The sequence below is a fragment of the Thermoplasmata archaeon genome (assembly GCA_035532555.1).
Taxonomy (GTDB): Archaea; Thermoplasmatota; Thermoplasmata; order Lutacidiplasmatales; family UBA184; genus Lutacidiplasma.
On record DATKQS010000017.1, the window covers coordinates 40,198 to 57,660 of the forward strand.

The following is a 17,463-nucleotide window of genomic DNA, read 5'->3' on the forward strand; positions in this document are numbered from 1 at the left end:
AGCCATATATTCCCGTGGGCCCCATGGCCACGCCGTGCAGCATGGATCGACGAACCTCGGACCCCGACGCGCGCTCGCCATCGGGATCGTCCTCCTGCTCGTGCTGCTCGGCGCCGCGTTCGTCGTCCCCGCGGCGACCGCGCACGGATCCCCGGTCGCCCCGCTCTCGACGCCTACGCTCTCCGATCTGGCACTCGGTCCGCGCGTCGCCGTCCCCCTCGCGGGGAAACTGCCGCCAGCCCCCGTGTCGGGCATACCGTACGTGGGCTCGGTCTCCGTCTTCGTTACGCTGAGCCTGCAGAATCAGAGCCGGCTCGCGGCGCTCCTCACCGGTCTTTCCAACCCATCGAGCCCGGAGTACCACCAGTACCTGTCCGCCCGCGAGTTCACGGCGGAGTTCTCGCCTTCCGCATCGGCCTACCAGCTCGCGATCACCTACCTCAGCGGAGCCTCGGGAGTCCGCTTGACGTCCTACCCGAATCGCATCGGCCTCCTGCTCGAGGGCCCCGGACCGGCGGTCGGCGCGCTGTTCGGAGTATCGTTCGCGCGCGGCGGCGCGTCGACGAGCTCGTACTATTCTCCGGTGGGCACACCGACCCTGCCGGCGCGCCTCGTCGCAGAGATCGGATCGGTAGACGGTCTTTCGAGCTACGGAACGGCGACCCCGGCGACGATCCGTACGATCGCGAGCGGACCGGCCGCGGCTCCGAACGCGAAGGCGGCGGGCTATCCGGCGCCTACTCCGTGCGGGTCGAGTGGGGAGCAGTGCGTCTGGGGCTCGGATCTCCAGGTCGCCTACAACGAGCAGTCCCTGCTGTCGATCACGTACCCGACCCACGAGGTGGTCGCGACGATCCTCTGGGCCGGGCAGAACAGCCAAGGGCAGCCCGTAGGCCCGTACGTCCCGAACGACATCTACGATTACTTCAACCTCACGCTACCGGCGGGGGAGCCTCACTCGACGGTGGTTCCCGTTCCCTACGACGGCGCTCCGATGCCCGGGATCTCCGCGAGCAACGACACGACAGGGTCGACCGGGGAGAACACGCTCGACCTCGAGATGGTCGGGAGCACCGCGCCCGGAGCGTCGATCTACAATGTCTACGGGAACGGTCCGGGGAGCGCCGAGACCGACGGAGCGCTCGCCTTCATCCTGAGCCCGACCGGATACCCCGGCCTCGCGAACGTCAGCGTGATCTCCAACTCCTGGGGCTCGCTGGACTCGAACGACTCGTCGTGGGTCCCGATGCTGCAAGAGGCCCAAGCACGGGGGATCACGGTCCTCGCCGCGACCGGGGACGCCGGGAGCAACCCCTCCAGCAACTACTCGGTGGGCTCGCAGGTCGAATTCCCATCCGTGATGGCCTACAACTCCTTCGGAGTGACGGCGGTGGGAGGCACGGCCCTCACCCTGAACGCCGACCCGAGCTCTTCCGCATTCCTATCGATCATCTCCCAGCCGGCATGGTACGAGCCCCAGTCGGGGAGCGGTCCCATCGGTAGTTCCGGAGGAGTGAGCAAGTACTTCGCCGAGCCGTCGTGGCAGCGCACCTCCGAGGCGAACGCGGTGATCGCGGCTACGGGCTCGAGCGGGCGGGGAGTACCGGACGTTGCGGCCATCGCGCAGGACATGTTCGTGCTCGCGACGACCTCGGGGACCCAACTGACGTACCGCGACTTCGGGACCTCGGTGGCGACGCCCGTGGTCGCGGGACTCGTCGCAGAGGCCGATGCGGTCCTCGTGCGATACCACCAGCCGAACCTGGGATTCCTAAACCCCGCGATGTACGCATGGGCCGACCGGATGGTCCAACCGCCTCCGGCCGGCTCGGAGAACGGATCGGTCGTGTACGGCACGTACGACTCGTCGCTCCCGATGCTCCCACTCTACGACGTGACGCGGGGCGGGAACTACGTGTACCCAGCGCTGCCCGGCTACGACCTCGTAACGGGCTGGGGTTCGCTCAACGACTACAACTTCACGGCGTTCGTCCTCTCCTTCAACTACGCGGGTTCCTCCTTCGCGCTCGATGGGGTGAAGGACGTGGTGAACCTGAGCGCGCTCACGGCGACCTCCGTGTTCCAGAACTCCACGGTGAACACGCAGTACAACGCGTCGATCGAGCAAACGCTCTTCCTCGCCAACAGTCTCGGGTCCCCGATCTACTGGGTCCAGAACGCGGTTTCCCTCCAGCGCACCTCGTCGTCCGCGTGGCAGGTCACCGAGACGGGTTCCATCTACTACCCGTTCTACGGGCTGTACCCGGGCCAGACGATCTGGGTTTACCGGACCTCGAGCGGCGGATCCGCCACGCTTCCGACCACCTGGACGATCACCACGAGCCTCGTGCGACCGACCGGTTCCTCTCCGGAGATCGTATTCGATGTGAACGGGCGGGCGGTCTCGACGCCCGTCCCCGGGGCCGAGTTCATCATCGGTGGCTCGGGATATCGGTACTTCTGGCAGGGAATCGAATACACGGACGGCCCGTATCCGAACACCGCCGTCCCGAGCGGTCTCGCGCCCCAGTTCGGGCTTCTGGGAGGTCCGTCCGGCAGCGCGGGCGTCTTCGCCGCACCCACCTCCGCGGCCGTCACTCCGACGTATCTCCCCACGGGTGGAAGCGCCTACGTGGCCCCCGTCGGAGGCGGGGTCGTCCGCACCCCGATCGCCCAGGCGCCGGAATCTGCCCAGAACCTCCGATGGACTCCGTCCGGCGGGAGCTGGGAGGCCTCGGTCGTGAGCGGGAGCGTCGATCAGGGATTCTTCGTGTATTCGACCGCCGACGCGGGCAACCCCGTCAACTTCCAGCTGGTCACGTTCGCCGTGGTGTTCAACGAGACCGGGCTCGGGAGCGGAGCGGTCTGGTCGGTGACGCTCGGCGGGATCACCGAGAGCTCGTCGGCCACGACGATCACCTTCGAGATGCTCAACGGGACCTATGCCTTCTCCGTCCCATCGGTCGCCGGCTCGAACCCTTCGCCCGGATCGGGGAGCGTGACCGTGCTCGGGAACTTGTCGTACGTCGTGCTCTCCTTCGCGGCTTCCTGCACGGGACTCAATTGCGCCTACGCGTACATCCCCGGTGGGTGGGAGATCTACGCGATCCTCGCGCTCGTTGCGGTGATGGTCATCGCGCTGATAGCGCTCGTGGCCGTCCGACGGCCGCGTCGGCCGGTCTCGACTCCCGGCCCGGACGGTGCCAGCGGGCCGGTCGAGCCGATGGTGCCCCCGTACAATCCGCGCTAGGCCCGATCGGGATCGGCCCGACCCGAGGGCGGAAGTGGACTGGTCGGGATTTGAACCCGAGGCCTCCGGTTTGCAAAACCGGCGATCTTCCGAGCTGATCTACCAGCCCTCGGCCCTTGAGGGGCGCTCCGGATTCATAGCCTTTCGTCTGGAGCGCGCGCCGGGCCGGGATAAGGAAATCTACTCCTGACGCCCACCCCGAGTCGCATGCGGCTGAGCGCGTTCTCGATTGTCGACGGCTTCGGCCCGTTCCAGAGCGAGGGTCGGGATCGCCACCGCGAGGTGGTCGCGCTCGCGGAGGCGGCGGAAGCGGGTGGGCTGGACGCGATCTGGATCGCCGAGCACCACTTCCAGGGAGGCGGCATGTGTCCCTCTCCGCCGATCCTCCTCGCGGCGTGCGCCGAGCGGACGCGTCGCCTCCGGCTCGGATCGATGGTCAGCGTTCTGCCGTTCCACGAGCCGGTCGCCCTCGCGGAGGAGTACGCGCTCCTCGACCGTCTCAGCGGCGGTCGCCTGAACCTCGGTGTGGGCAGCGGCTACCTCGCGAGCGAGTTCGAAGGCTTCGGCATCGACCCGGCGGGCAAGCGCGAACGGTTCGACCGTGCGCTCGACACCCTGCTCCGAGCCTTCGCGGGCGAAGAGGTGAGCGTGGACCGCCCCGGGTCGCGACCGGTGCGGCTCAGCGTACGACCCATCCAGCATCCCCATCCTCCCATTTGGATCGCGGTCCAGCGCCGGGAGGCCCTGCCGTTCGTCGCGGCGCGTGGAGTGTCGGCGGCGTTGATCCCCTACGCGACGGTCGGAGGGATCGAGGAGCTCCGGACCCAAATCGCCGAGTACCGCTCCCACCTCCCGCCGGGGAGCCGCGCCGGGGTATCGGTGGGCCTCCACCTCTATGCCGGCGATCGGCCCGATCTCGCGCGCGCGGCCCTGCAGCGCTATCTCGATGGCCGACTCGCGACCCAGAGCACGTTCTACGTGGAGAAGGTCCGAAACCATCCGGAGCACGCGAGCGCGGAGTCGATCGAGCGCAGCGGGTTCGCCCTCTTCGGCACCCCGGGGGAAGTCGCCGAAGGGCTCGAACGGTTCCGCGGGATCGGAGTCGATGAGGTCCTCGGGATCTTCGACTTCGGTGGACTGGAGGCGAGAGAAGCGCAGTCTTCCGCTCGGGCCCTGGGAAGCGCGCGGGCGCCGTTCGCGACGGCGTAGGGCGCTCGGAGCTCCTCCCTGCAGCCCTATGTAGAACCGGAATCATGGATGGCCGATGAAGGTCGGACGGCGACCTGGGCCGAAGCCGAAACATCTCTACGTCCGGGTCGTGCGCGCCGGGAGCGAGGGCGAGGTCGACTTTCCGACGCCGGGAATCGTTCGCCCGTTCCTCGAGCACCTCGAACACGTGGGCCGCCTCGTGGCCCACGGTCCGCTGCGAACCCCCAAGGGCGATCTGCTTGTTTTTCGCGCGACGGACGTCGCCGAGGCCCGACGCGTGCTGCGCACCGACCCTTTCGCGGGGATCCACCGGACGTCCTACGAGTTCCTCGAATGGTCCCCGGCCGAGCGGGGAAGCGGGGTCAATCTCGACCCGCCACCGCCGCGGGGCTCCGGCCGCCTGACGTCCTTGCAGCGGGTGGCGGTCGTGGTCCGGGACCAGAAGCGGGCCATCGCATGGTACCAGGACGTCCTCGGTCTCGCGATCCGAACCCAGGACCCGGACACCGGGTACGTCGAGCTCGCGCTCGGTCTGGGCACGAGCGCGATCTCGCTCATCGCGCCCCGCGCCGATTGGGGGGAACCGTACTTCTCCGAGGCCCTCGGCCGCATCGGGGCCGCGACGGGGATCGTCTTCCAAACCGATAGCGTTCGGGCCCTCGAGCTGCGGTTGCTCAACGCCCACGCCACCGTCACGCAGTCCGTGCGGGAGGAGCCGTGGGGAGGGAGCACGATCCGCTTCGCGGATCCGGACGGCAACGAGTTCCTGGCCTTCGAGGCCCTCTTCCCGAAGAGTCGAACGGCCGTGTCCGCTCGCCGTCGTTCCTGAGGGCGGGGTCTGGATCGGGCCCGGGCTCAGGCGCGACGAGCTTTATCCCGCGAGGTCTGCAGGACCCCGGAGAACGCCCATGGTCGAGATACTACCCGGAGTGCACCTCGTGGACGGCATCGACCCCTCCCCGGACTTCACCACCCACGTCTACCTCTTGAAGGACCGCGGGAACACCTGGACCCTGATCGATTCCGGGCTCCCGGGCTCGGACGTGGCGATCGGCGCCTACCTGGCCCACATGAAGATCCCGCCGACCTCCGTCAAGAAGATCCTCATCACCCATCTTCACCGCGATCACGTCGGCGGTCTCGCGCGAATGATCGAACGGACGAGGGCCCGGACGTTCTCCCATTGGATCGAGGCGGCCTACATCAATTGCAAGCCCGCCTATGACGGACCCGGCGCGCCTCCGGCCGAGCCCGTGGTCATCGACGAAGTGCTCAAGGATGGCGACTCGGTCGACGCCGCAGGCGGCCTCGTCGCCTACCACACCCCGGGACACACCCCAGGACACATGGCCTACTACCAGCCCGAGCGCAAGCTACTGTTCAGCGGGGATCTGTTCTTCGGCGAAAAGGACGGGCTCATCCTCACGGTGCCGGACTATACCCACCACACACCGACCGCACGGATCTCCGCGCATCGGATGTCCCAACTCTCGGTGGAGTCAGTCCTCTCCTATCACGGGGGGCCCGTGCTGAAGAACGGCGCGAGCGCGCTCCGCAAGTTCGCCCGGCTCGACTGATCCGGCGAGGCGTCCTTCCGGGCCGGGAAACCGAGGCCGAGTGGGACTGGCCAGATTTGAACTGGCGTCTCGGAGTCCCGAACCCCGAAGGATGGACCAAGCTACCCCACAGTCCCACGTTGACGGGTTGCGAGGCGGCCACGAGCGCGCGATATATGAGAGGGAGGGCGAGGGGATCCGTGTACCCGGCTCGGGGCGCTCCCTCGTGAGCGTTTCGTGATCCCTCCCTCCTCTTTCTAATCCCCACCCCCCTTTCCTATCCCATGCCTGCCTTGGGAGAGCCTCCGCCCTTTCCCTTGCCGGGAGGCCCCGCTCCCGGCTCCCTTACCTACACCATCCCCGGGCTGCGGGACGACCCTACGTTGTGCCTGCGGTGCCGCTCGGCCCAGCTGCTCTGCGGCAAGCCGGTCTGTCCCATCCTCGTGCGGTACGGAGGCCTCTCTCGGACCCTGCCGATGGTGCAAGGTATCGAACTCTCGGGTTCCTCGCCCCCGGGAGTCTTCGTGGGCCGGTTCGGCTACCCGAAGGTATCGGTGGGGCCACTCCTCAGTCCGATCCACGGGGACACGATGCTCTACGACACCCCGGAGGACTGGGTCGGACGTTCGGTCCAGGAGGTCGTCGGCTTCCGAACGGGTCTCGTCCGCGGGACCCGATCGATGCGGGTCACCGAAGCGGACCGTCCCGCGGGCCTCCTCGAGGATCTCCAGCTTCTGTCGCTCTCGGCCGAATCGCCCGAGGCCGAGGCGACGTTCCGCCGCCCGCCCCGGGGGCATCTTGCGCTGTCGGACTCTTCTCCTCCGTTCGGCCCCACCGCCGCGATCGAGGGATTCCGACTCGACGTCCGCCGGGTCGACCAGCATCTGGACCGGCTCGCATCCGATACCGACGCCAACGCCCGAACCGCCGTCGACGAGCTGTACCACCGGGGCGTGCGGGTCAGTCGGATCCAGCGCGCGTTCAGCGTCGGCACTCTAGGCCGCCGGGGCCGCCGCAAGCTCGTGCCGACGCGATGGAGCATCACCGCGGTGGACGACCTTCTCTCGAAAGGCAATCTCGCGAAGATTCGCCATCTCCCCGAGCTCTCGGAGATCCTCCTCTACCGGTACACGGCCCTCGACAACCGTTGGTTCCTCGCCTTCCTTCCGGGAACCTACCGGTACGAATCCATCGAGACATGGTACCCGAACACACTGTGGAATCCCAACACCGAGCGGGTCGTCATGATGGGGGACCACGAGGGTTTCCACGGCCGCACGACGTACGCATCGATCGGGGGCTGCTACTACGCGGCCCGGCTCGCGACCTCGGAGGCGTTGCTTCGTCTGCAGCGCCAGGCCGGAGTGCTCGTGTTCCGGGAGGTCCACCCCGGAGAGATCCTACCGCTGGGTGTCTGGAACGTCCGCGAGCACGTCCGAGAGGCGCTCGCCCGGCCTCCCGAGCGTCTCGCCTCCCTCGCCGAACTCACCGCACGGATGGTCGAGACCTTCGCCATCCCGATCGAGCGCTGGCTGCGGCAGAGCGCGGTGCTCCACGACGTGCGGACCCAGCGTCGGCTCGAGGAGTTCGACCGCGCGGCGTCGTGAAACGTCGCGAGCGCAGGGTCCTTGCGGAAGGCCGTCTAGAAAACGGTGATCTTCCCGGTCAGGAGCTTCTGGGGGATCGACGGGATCTCGTCGAACCAATGCTGCGCGACCGCCTCGGCCTTGCCCTTGACCTGGGCGAGCTTGACCCCATCCGCCGGCAGGATCTGCAGGCTCGCGACCTGCGGCTCGTCGACCGGCTTGCCGATCTGGGAGAGGATCCGCACGTGGACCTCCTTGACGTTGCCGCCGGTCTCCTTGATGATGTCGTTCGCGATCTGATTGCCGACGATGTTGTAGATCTTCCCGACGTGGTTGATCGGGTTCTTCCCGGCGGACGCCTCGAGGCTCATCGGCCGGCACGGCGTGATGAGGCCGTTCGCGCGGTTGCCGCGTCCGACGGATCCGTCATCCCCGGCTTCCATCGATAGGCCCGTGCAGGTGAGGTAGAACCGACCGAGCTCGGGATCGTCGGCCGTGTTGACGTCGATGACGACCTCGCGGCGGGTCAGCTTCGTGGCCTGGTCCGCGAGCTTGTCACGGATCTGTGCGCAGACGTTCGCGTACTCGTCCGCGTCCTCGATCTCCGAGTCGACGAGCGCGGCCGCGACCGTGAGCCGGATCTTGTCGCCGGAGCGGAATCCCATCACCTTGACGTCCTCGCCGAGCGCCGGGAGCTTCCGCTTGAGCTTGAGCGTGAGGAACTTCTCGCTTTCGAGGACGAGCTTCTCGGTGTCGGAGAACGGAGCGAAGCCGACCCCGAAGCTGGTATCGTTGGAGAGGACCGACTTCTGGTCGAAGACGCCCCTCAGGTCGATCGACCCCTGCCCGATCTTGCAGTCGAACTCGACGTTCTTGTCGACATCGAGGTGCGCGGCGATCGAGCCGACGTACTTCTTCCCGGCATCGATTGCGGTCTGGCGGAACGGGAGCTTCTCTCCGTTGACCTCGGTCGTGGCGCGCCCGACCAGGAGGATGTAGATCGGGCTCGTGACCCGCCCTCCGCCGAACTTCGGTTCGGACCCCCCGCCGACGATCTGGGTCTCGTCAGTGTTGTGGTGGAGGATGCGGTTGTACTCATCGAGGTACATCCGGGAGAGCGCTTGACTGACGGACTCGGAGATCCCATCGGCCATCGAGTCGGGGTGGCCGAGACCCTTGCGCTCGACCAGCTCGACGGTCTGGTCCTCGATATGCATCGTCCGCAGCGGTTCCACCTGGATGTTCCGGGCCATGGGGGTTCACTCGGGGCCGGCGGAGTCGGGGGTCGGTTTAAGGGTTGCGACGCTTAGGGCCGACGCTAGGCGTTGCGTCCGGCGAAAAGGGCCTTCCTCAGGTGGGAACCGGCGGGAACGTACCCCCGGGCGCGGTAGTAGGGGCGGGTCCCGACGGCGCTGGTGACGTAGATACCGCGGAACCCGGCTTCCTCGGCTCTCGCTTCCGCGCGCTCGAGCAGCGCGTGGCCGAGCCCTCGGTGCTGGTAGTCGGATCGGCCTCCACCGGGCGTCCCGATCGCCACCTCCGTTCCCAAGACCTTCAACTCCCGTATCACCGGTTCGGTGAGCGTCCCCTCGAGTGACTCGGAAGGGATGCGGAGCCTCAGGAACCCGGCGACGGCATCGGAGCGTGCGTCCTCCCACGACAGGAACAGTTCCCTCCCTCCGACCGTGGGGTACTCCGTCTCGGTGAGGGCGAGGTCGTCGATCGGCGGGCTCGCCCGCCGGCCCACCTCGCGGCAGCGCAGGCAGCGGCAATGGGCCCCGCTCTCCGCCAGCCGAGCGAGCGCGCGTTCTCTCAAGTTGCTGACCCGGACGCCGCCTGCGATCAGCCGCGCCGGGATGTCGCGCTGGATGCGCTGGATCCGGACCCAGGGAGGCAGAGAGCCCTTGATGCGCGCCAGCACCTCGATCGCGGTGGGAGTGTCGTAGGGAACGAACCGACCGGCCTTCCAGTCGTCGTAGAGCGGGGTCCCGGGGATCACGAGGGTGGGGTAGATCTTCAGCATGTCCGGCCGCAACGCAGGATCGTCGAGCACGCGGAGGGCATCGCGGTAGTCCTCCTCGGGGGTCATCCCCGGAAGCCCGAGCATCAGATGGTAGCAGATCTTCAGGCCCTGGCCGCGAGCGGCGGTAGTGGCCCGGCGGACGTCCTCCGTTCCGTGGGCCCGCCCGACCGCTTGCAGAACCTCCTCGTGCAGGCATTCGACGCCGATCTCGATGCGCGTGACCCCTGCGCCGAGGAGGAAGGGAAGGACGCGCGCGTCGCACCAATCCGGTCGAGTTTCGACCGTGAGCCCGACCATTCGCCGTGCCGCCGATTCATTCGCGAGCTGCGCCTCCGCGAGCGAAGTTGCCGGCGCGCCGTTGAGACCCTCGTACACCCCGCGGAGCACGCTCTCCTGGTACGACACCGGCCGCGACGGGAACGTCCCCCCCATCACGATCACTTCCACCTTGGAGGTCGGGTGCCCGGTCTCCTCGAGTGAGGCCAGGCGCTCGGCAGCGATCCGGCGGGAGTCCCAATGAAACTGGGCCCCCCGCAGAGCGGAGGGCTCCTCCCCCGTGTAACTCTGAGGGCTGTTGTTCTCGACCCCGCCGGGGCAGTACGTGCACCGGCCGTGCGGGCAGCGCGCCGGCGCGGTCATCACGGCGACCACCGCGACCCCCGAGAGGGTTCGGGAAGGCCTTCGCAGGATCGCTCCGTCAAAGCGCGCCCGCTCCTCGGGAGGTAGGCTGGCGAGCCAGTCGACGTTCGAAGGAAGGGTGCGGGCGCCACTGGCCCGCACCTGCTTGAGCTTGATCCGGTGGATATCCTCCGGCCCCATGGGGCCGGGAGCCGCCGTCGCTCTCAGCGCTGGAGCCACGCCCGGGTCTCTCCCGTCACCACGTACGGGGCCCTCTGCAGGTCCGCGATCGTGCGCGAACCTGTCAGGAACATCGCGACCCGGACCTCGTGGATGATCTGTTCGAGCTCGCGCCGCGTCTCCTCGTAGCTCGAGGCGGCGACCCGCAGCACGCCGCCGGCGATCCCCGCGGCGGTCGCCCCCAACGCAACGGCACGCGCGACGTCGAGTCCTGAGCGGACTCCGCCGCTCGCGACCACGGGCAGACCGACCGGGAGGACCTCTCGAACGGCCGCGGGCGATGGGATCCCCCAGTCCCAGAAGGTCCGTCCCAGCCGAGCCTCGCGCTCGGCGCCCTGGTCGACGGCCCTCCAGTGCTCGACGGCGGCGAACGAGGTCCCACCGGTCCCGCTCACATCCAGTGCCCGCACCCCATGGTCGCGCAGCCGCTCGGCGACCGAGCGCGAGAGTCCGGCCCCTGTCTCCTTCACGAGCACCGGGAAGGTGGCCGCGAGCTCTCCGATGCGAGCGAGGGCGCCTCGGGCCCGCCGATCGCCTTCGGGCTGGACCATCTCCTGGAGGAAGTTCAGATGGATCGCGAGGGCATCGGCCCCGATCAGCTCCATCGCCGCCCGGGCGTCGTCGGACGTGATGATCCTATCGCCGGGGGACTGCGCGATGATCTGCGGGGCGCCGATGTTCGCGAACTTGAGCGGAACGGGGTGCCGCGCGACGACCGAGTAGCTGTCGGGGTACTGGCCCTTGAGGATCGCGGCGCGCTCGCTCCCGACGCCCATCGCGACCCCGACGTCGGCGGCGGCATGCGCGAGATTCTCGTTGATCTTGGCCGCGTCCGGGAACCCCCCAGTCATCCCCGTGATCATGAGCGGGGCCCGGAGCTTCTTGCCGAACAGGGTCGTCGACGCATCGACCTCCTCGAAGTCGATCTCGGGCAGGGCGTTGTGGACGAGCTGGATGTCGTTCCAGTAGCGGTACCGCCCCTCGACCTCCCGGCCGAGGACGACCTTGACGTGCTCGGCCTTGCGGTGGCTCAAGTCCAGCCCATCCGCGCCGGGGTCCTTAGCGTCCCGCGGCTCGCGCCCAGCTCCCGTAGTAGACATTCGTGTGGATCGCTCCCGAAAGCGCCCCATCCCGGAGTCCGCTAATAATCCCTGCGTCGGATCCCGCCTCGGCGATTTGGAGCGCAACGTTCGATTTGGCCCGGATCCCCCCGGTGACATCCGGAGCTCCCGAGGGAGGAGCGAGGGTCGCGATCGACTCGGCGGTGATGGCCGGGAGGACCGCCCGTCGTCCCCCGTCGATCGGGCCGAGGATCCCTTCGACGTCGCTGACGAAGACCACCCGCTCCGGGTGGATCGCGCGCGCGATCTCGAGGGCGATCGTGTCGGCCGACAGGATGGAGAACCCCCACGCCGAATCGGGTACGACGTCTCCGAACGAGACGGGCATGTGACCCCGGGCGAGGGTGGCCGCGAATGGGGCGAGGTCGACCCGCTCCACGCGACCCTCATGCTGCAGCACGTGGTGGGCGATCGGGATCGACCACGGGGACGCGCCCGCCTCCACGAGCGCTCGGAGGACGGCGAGGTGGAGGCGGCGTACCTCGGCGCTCACGATGGCAGCTCCGCGCGCCCGTTCCCGGGGCGCGACGCCGGGGGCCGGCGGCCGGTTCAGCCCGAAGCGCGCGGCGGTCCGGTGGCCGAACCCTCCGGCTCCGTGCAAGACGATCAGGCGCCGGTCGGTGATCGACGCGAGTTCGCCGGCGAGCCGGGCCAGCACCTTCGCTCGCAGCTTCTCGATTTCGCGCTTGCGCGTGATGACGCTCCCGCCCAGTTTCACGACGACGATCGGCAGCAGCGCTGCGGTCTCTGGGGGCCGGACGGCCATCGCTCGACCACCTTAGGCGCGGTCGAGCCCCGTCCGACGGTTGAACAGCAGGAACGCTCCCGCGAGCACGAAGGCCACTCCGGAGAATGCCGGCCAGTCAAAGTAGATGAGCCAGTAGATGAGCAGAAAGATGCCGATGCCGCACAGCACCGCCGCGAGTACCACCCACGGGACGGAGACGTGCGAGGTCTCCGCGGTGGAGAGCTCGCTCCCTTCCCCTAGATGCTCGTGCCCGGTGCCCGACATCGAGACCGGCACGATGTCCCCCTCTAAATCGGTTCGGTGCGAAGCGCGAGGGCCCGGCCGTGGAAGAACCGTCTCGACGCGGCCCTCGCCTTGCGCGGTCGAGGCGGGCGGGCCGAGGGAGGCGGGCCGCCCCGATGGGAGTGGGCCGCGGGATCGCCCAAACAACGAGAAGTTTCCCGGCGGAGGGAAAAGGTAGATATGGCTCGCTACCCTCCGACGCCCTGCCCGAGGTCCGGGTAGGCGTGAACGGTGCCATCACTCACACCCGACAGTCGGCCGGCGGAAACGCCGAGCCGACCCTCCAGTAGCCATATCGCCAACGAGGCGGTCTCGCAGGTCCGAGACCCGCCTCGAGGCGGAACCGCTGCGTCGGCCCCCGCGGCCGAGAGGGAGGCCCCCCGACCAACCAGCGATGCGTCGGCCGTCTTCGATTCGCTGCTCGAGGTCAAGGGCGAGCTCTTCAAGGGCCGGCGAGAGGTCCTGCGGGATTCCTACGTCCCGAGCCGGCTACCGCACCGCGAGCACCAGATCCACCAGGTCGCCGAGGTGCTCGCCCCGGCGTTGCGCGGCGATCTCCCGTCCAACCTGTTGATCTACGGCAAGATCGGTACGGGCAAGACGGCCGTCGTGGCCCAGGTCCGTCGGGATATCGAGCGGCGCGACGAGATCTCCGATCACATCAAGTTCATCTACATCAACTGCGGGAACATCGACACTCCCTACAGCCTGCTGCAGATGGCCGGCAACACCTTCGCCGTCAAGGAGTCCGATCGGATCCCGACCGGCTGGTCCCTCGACCGGGTGCAGGCGGGGATGCGCCGCCTCATGGACACTAAGGCGCGCACGGTGATCCTCGTGCTGGACGAGATCGACCGGCTCGTCGTCCGGAGCGGGGACGGCGTCCTCTACACGTTGAGCCAGATCAACACGGAGCTCGCGAACGCGCGCCTCGTGATCGTGGGGATCTCCAACGATCTCAAGTTCACCAACAACCTCGACGCCCGCGTCCGCAGCCGCCTCAACGAGGAGAAGATCCTCTTCCCACCGTACGACGCCCTCCAGCTCCAGGACATCCTGCGCGAACGCGCCAAGGAGGCGTTCCGCGACGGGGTCGTCGATCCGGGGGTCATCGAGCGGTGCGCGGCATACGCGGCCCTCGAGCACGGGGACGCTCGCCGGGCGCTCGCGCTCCTGCGCCTCGGCGCCGAGATGTCTGAGCGCGATCGCGCGAAGCGGATCACGCCGGACCATATCGTCAAGGCGAAGAACCGACTCGAGCAGGACGTCATCATCGATTGCTGCCGGACGCTCCCGACGCACTGCAAGATCCTCCTCTATGCGATCCTACAGGCCTACGAGCGACGCAGGACGGGCGTGCTCACCGGGGACGTCTACGAGGGGTACGCGAAGCTCGCTCAGAAGCTCGGCCTGCAGCCGTTGCACGCCCGAAGCGTATCGAACCATCTCTCGGACCTCGAGGCGCTCGGGCTAATCCGCGCCACGATCGTCTCGCGGGGCCGCGGTGGACGGACCCGGGAGATCATCGTCGATGTGCCGATCGCCGAGACCCTCCCCGCCCTCGAAGAGGACCCGCTACTCGCCCCGCTCGGCCGACCCCGCAACCGCGGGCAGCTGCTGCTGACGAACTTCGACAACCCGGCGCGGACGACCCCTTACTGAGTCGACTCAACCGCCGTCCGTTCGGCCTCGCTCGCGAGCTCGCCCGCGTTCGCGCGACGCCGCGCGCGCTCCCGCCGCATCTCGGAGAGGTCCCGGTCGAGATCTCGCATCTCCCGGGCGTAGCGGCGCAGGCGCACATGCGAGATCGCCTCGAGCGTGGCGATCTCCCGGTCGAGCGTGTCGTCCGAGGCCCGGTAGCGGCTCATGGGGACGGGCCGACGTCGATCTGGGCCTTCTGGAGCTTGGAGGAGAAGTCGACGAAGACCGTCTTGATCTCGGTGAACTCCTCGATCGCGACGCTGCCGGCTTCGCGCCCGCCGTTGCCCGTGTTCTTCACTCCCCCGAACGGGAGCTGAACCTCGGCGCCGATCGTCGGGGCGTTGATGTAGGTGATCCCGGCCTCGAGCTCCTGCATTGCCCGGAAGGCGCGGTTCACGTCCCGCGTGTAGATCGACGAGGAGAGCCCGTAGCTGACATCGTTCGCCACGCGCACCGCCTCCTCGTAGTCGCGCACCCCTAGGACGGACAGGACCGGCCCGAAGATCTCCTCCTTGGAGATCCGGGTCCCATGGGCGGTCTCGAAGATCGTCGGCTCGATGAAGAACCCGCGATCGTACTCACCGCCCTGGAGCTTCCGGCCCCCGATCCGGAGCTTCGCCTCCTTCTTGCCGATCTCAATGAACTCGAGGATCTTGCGTTCCTGGTCCTCGGAGGCGACCGGACCCATCTCGATCTTCGCATCGAGCGGGTTGCCGACGGGGAAGTGCTTCAGTCGTTCGAGCAGCATGCCGAGGAACTCGTCGTAGATCTTCTCGTGCAGGATGAGCCGGCTCGTGGCGGTGCAGCGCTGTCCGGAAGTGCCGAACGCGCCGAAGAGGACGCCGTCGAGCGCGAGGCGGAGGTCCGCGTCCTCCATCAGGATGACCGGGTTCTTTCCCCCGAGCTCAAGGTGGACCATCTTCAGGCCCTGCGCGCCCTTGACATAGACATCGCGACCGGCATCGACCCCGCCGGTGAAGGAGATCGCGCGAATCCGAGGCTCGGTCACGAGCGCGTTGCCGACGACCCCGCCGGATCCCGTGACGAGATTGAGGACTCCCGAGGGGAGCCCCGCCTCCTCGTAGGCCTTCACGACCTCCGCCGCGCAGCCGGCGGTGTTCGAGGCCGGCTTGAAGACGATCGTATTGCCCGAGATCAGGGCCGCCGCGATCTTCCAGTTCGGGATCGCGGTCGGGAAGTTCCACGGCGTGATGCATGCGACGATTCCCTTCGGCTGGCGGATCGTCATGCAGAACTTCGAGCGCAGCTCGGACGGGACGGTCTCGCCGGCCAGCCGACGGCCCTCGCCCGCCATGTACTCCACGAAGTCGATCGACTCCTGCACGTCGCCCCGGCCCTCCGCGATGACCTTCCCCATCTCCTGGGTCACGATCCGACCGAGCTCCTCCTTGCGTCGCTTGAGGATCTCGGCGACCCGGAGCAGAAGATCCCCGCGATGCGGAGCGGGAGTGTCGCGCCACTTCGGGAACGCCGCGTGCGCGGCGTCGATCGCCGCCGTGACATCCTGCGGGGTTCCCGAGATGAACGAACCGACTGGCTCTCGGGTGGCCGGGTTGATCGTCTGGAATCGGGTCCGTCCCGCGGGAGAGACCCACTTCCCGCCGATGAAGAGTCCGTATTCCGGAGCCCTCGCCGCCATGTTTGCGTCCCTCGATCCAGCCGACACGGCCCGGGTCTTTAAGGGTACCCGGACGACCCCGGAACGTCAACGCGGAGAGGGCTCGGTTCGGGTCCGTTTGGGGTGCTTGCCCTGCGAGAGCGCCTTTTCCCCGATGAACGGCAACGGCCGCAGATGGCGTTCTCCTCCCATCTCCTCGCGGAGCGCCTCCGGGATCTCGATGCGGCCGTCGGGCCCTTGGTAGTTCTCGAGGATCGCGATCATCAGCCGGGGGAGCGCCACTCCGGAGCCGTTCAGGGTGTGCAGGTACTCCGGCTTCTGAGCCTGGGCCCGACGAAGGCGGATGTTCGTCCGGACGGATTGGTACGCTTCGAAGTTGGAGACCGAGCTGACCTCGAGCCAGCGGGAGACCCCCGGGGCCCAGAGCTCGAGATCGTAGCACTTGGCGGCCTTCTCGGGGAGGTCGCCCGCGCACAGGTCGAGTACGCGGTACGGAAGGTCGAGCCCCTGGAGGACCGCCTCCGCCTCGCCCCGGAGCGTCTCGAGCTGCGCGTAGGAATCCTCGGGCGCGCTGAAGTTGACGAGCTCGACCTTGTCGAACTGATGGACGCGAGCGATCCCTCGGGTCTCGACCCCGTGGCCCCCCGCTTCTCGGCGGAAGCACGGTGTATACGCCATGACCTTGTACGGTAGATCCTCCGGGAGCAGCACCTCGTCCCGGAACAGGTTCGTGACGGGGACTTCCGCGGTCGGGGCCAACCACAGGTCATCGAGCCGGACCTGATAGGAGTCCTCGGCGAACTTCGGAAGCTGCCCCGTCCCCTGCATCGAGGTCGAGTTGATCAGGATGGGCGGGACGACCTCGACGTATCCGTGGGAGAGATGGAGCCGACGCATGTAGCGGATGAGGGCGTGTTCGAGGCGCGCGAGATCGCCCCAGAGGACGTAGAACCCTTCCCCGGCGACCTTGACACCCCGCTCCTCGTCCAGGAGGTTGAGCTCGTGGCCCACATCGAAGTGCGGGCGCGGGGCCGCGGGAGCCGCACGACGCATCGCATGCTCCGCGACGACGACGTTCTCCTTCGCGTCCCGGCCCGGTGGGACGGAGGAGTGGGGGATCTGAGGGAGTCCGAGCAGGCCGGCTCGAAGGCTCTCTTCCATCGACTCGCTCTTCGTTTCGAGTTCCCGGATCCGTTCCCGCAGCTGCCCGAACTCGGCGCGTCCGGCTTCCGCGACGCTCGCGGGGGCCGCGGGATCCGGTCGGCGGGCCGCCGCGTTCCGCTGCGCGCGGAGCCGGTTGATGTCCTCTCCGAGCGATCGCCGCTCGCGGTCGAGCTCAAGCAGGCGGTCGATCTCGCCGGGGTCTCGGCCCCGGGCCACCAAACCGGCGCGCAGTAGGTCCGGGTGTTCGCGGACGTAGGCCATCGGGTACATCGGTTCCACCCCCGTGAGCCCCGGAGCGATTAACGGTTGTCGTCGGCTCCCGCCGG

14 protein-coding genes and 2 tRNA genes are annotated in these 17,463 nt (G+C 68.1%); 6 read left to right on the forward strand and 10 right to left on the reverse strand.

What is annotated here, in order from left to right; translation table 11 throughout:
• The first annotated feature begins 34 nt into the window (after positions 1 to 34).
• On the forward strand, positions 35 to 3,250 hold the full coding sequence (locus VMV28_04490) for a protease pro-enzyme activation domain-containing protein (protein ID HUZ79857.1): 3,216 nt from the start codon (positions 35 to 37) through the stop codon (positions 3,248 to 3,250).
• A gap of 35 nt (positions 3,251 to 3,285) precedes the next feature.
• On the opposite strand, the gene VMV28_04495 is transcribed toward VMV28_04490, so the two are convergent.
• A tRNA-Ala gene (locus tag VMV28_04495) sits at positions 3,286 to 3,359 on the reverse strand.
• A 98-nt stretch (positions 3,360 to 3,457) separates the two neighbouring features.
• On the opposite strand from VMV28_04495, the gene VMV28_04500 reads away from it, so the two are divergent.
• From VMV28_04500 to VMV28_04510, 3 genes are all read left to right on the forward strand, one after another.
• Positions 3,458 to 4,459: an LLM class flavin-dependent oxidoreductase gene (locus VMV28_04500; GenBank protein HUZ79858.1), complete on the forward strand. Its 1,002-nt coding sequence runs from the start codon at positions 3,458 to 3,460 to the stop codon at positions 4,457 to 4,459.
• 55 nt (positions 4,460 to 4,514) lie between these two features.
• The gene (locus VMV28_04505) at positions 4,515 to 5,288 is read left to right on the forward strand and encodes a VOC family protein (GenBank protein HUZ79859.1); all 774 of its coding nucleotides are present in this window, start codon (positions 4,515 to 4,517) and stop codon (positions 5,286 to 5,288) included.
• Positions 5,289 to 5,367: 79 nt separating this feature from the next.
• On the forward strand, positions 5,368 to 6,036 hold the full coding sequence (locus VMV28_04510; GenBank protein ID HUZ79860.1) for an MBL fold metallo-hydrolase: 669 nt from the start codon (positions 5,368 to 5,370) through the stop codon (positions 6,034 to 6,036).
• Positions 6,037 to 6,077: 41 nt separating this feature from the next.
• Here VMV28_04510 and VMV28_04515 read toward each other — a convergent pair.
• Positions 6,078 to 6,152, reverse strand: a tRNA-Pro gene (locus tag VMV28_04515).
• Positions 6,153 to 6,299: 147 nt separating this feature from the next.
• Between VMV28_04515 and VMV28_04520 the strand changes: the two genes are divergently transcribed.
• On the forward strand, positions 6,300 to 7,622 hold the full coding sequence (locus VMV28_04520) for a hypothetical protein (protein HUZ79861.1): 1,323 nt from the start codon (positions 6,300 to 6,302) through the stop codon (positions 7,620 to 7,622).
• A 35-nt stretch (positions 7,623 to 7,657) separates the two neighbouring features.
• On the opposite strand, the gene VMV28_04525 is transcribed toward VMV28_04520, so the two are convergent.
• From VMV28_04525 to VMV28_04545, 5 genes are all read right to left on the reverse strand, one after another.
• On the reverse strand, positions 7,658 to 8,854 hold the full coding sequence (locus tag VMV28_04525; protein ID HUZ79862.1) for a methionine adenosyltransferase: 1,197 nt from the start codon (positions 8,852 to 8,854) through the stop codon (positions 7,658 to 7,660).
• A 65-nt stretch (positions 8,855 to 8,919) separates the two neighbouring features.
• Positions 8,920 to 10,482, reverse strand: coding sequence for an elongator complex protein 3 (locus VMV28_04530; protein HUZ79863.1), 1,563 nt, complete (start codon positions 10,480 to 10,482; stop codon positions 8,920 to 8,922).
• Positions 10,467 to 11,516, reverse strand: coding sequence for a type 2 isopentenyl-diphosphate Delta-isomerase (gene fni / locus VMV28_04535; protein ID HUZ79864.1), 1,050 nt, complete (start codon positions 11,514 to 11,516; stop codon positions 10,467 to 10,469). The genes VMV28_04530 and fni overlap by 16 nt, the downstream gene beginning before the upstream one ends.
• Before the next feature lie 25 nt (positions 11,517 to 11,541).
• Positions 11,542 to 12,369: an isopentenyl phosphate kinase gene (locus VMV28_04540; protein ID HUZ79865.1), complete on the reverse strand. Its 828-nt coding sequence runs from the start codon at positions 12,367 to 12,369 to the stop codon at positions 11,542 to 11,544.
• Between the two features lie 12 nt (positions 12,370 to 12,381).
• Positions 12,382 to 12,615 carry a hypothetical protein gene (locus VMV28_04545; GenBank protein HUZ79866.1) on the reverse strand — a complete coding sequence of 78 codons (234 nt, stop codon included), beginning with the start codon at positions 12,613 to 12,615 and terminating at the stop codon, positions 12,382 to 12,384.
• A 249-nt stretch (positions 12,616 to 12,864) separates the two neighbouring features.
• On the opposite strand from VMV28_04545, the gene VMV28_04550 reads away from it, so the two are divergent.
• Positions 12,865 to 14,295 carry an AAA family ATPase gene (locus VMV28_04550; protein ID HUZ79867.1) on the forward strand — a complete coding sequence of 477 codons (1,431 nt, stop codon included), beginning with the start codon at positions 12,865 to 12,867 and terminating at the stop codon, positions 14,293 to 14,295.
• On the opposite strand, the gene VMV28_04555 is transcribed toward VMV28_04550, so the two are convergent.
• The 3 genes from VMV28_04555 to serS all read right to left on the reverse strand — a co-directional run bounded on the left by VMV28_04555 (position 14,289) and on the right by serS (position 17,407).
• Positions 14,289 to 14,501: a hypothetical protein gene (locus VMV28_04555; protein ID HUZ79868.1), complete on the reverse strand. Its 213-nt coding sequence runs from the start codon at positions 14,499 to 14,501 to the stop codon at positions 14,289 to 14,291. The two genes, VMV28_04550 and VMV28_04555, sit on opposite strands and share 7 nt — an antisense overlap.
• Positions 14,498 to 15,994 (reverse strand): aldehyde dehydrogenase family protein, encoded by a 1,497-nt coding sequence (locus VMV28_04560; GenBank protein HUZ79869.1) that lies wholly within the window; start codon positions 15,992 to 15,994, stop codon positions 14,498 to 14,500. Before VMV28_04560 ends, VMV28_04555 begins: the two co-directional genes overlap by 4 nt.
• A gap of 66 nt (positions 15,995 to 16,060) precedes the next feature.
• A complete protein-coding gene (gene serS, locus VMV28_04565; protein HUZ79870.1) occupies positions 16,061 to 17,407 on the reverse strand; it encodes a serine--tRNA ligase in 1,347 nt (448 codons plus the stop codon).
• Positions 17,408 to 17,463 lie beyond the last annotated feature (56 nt).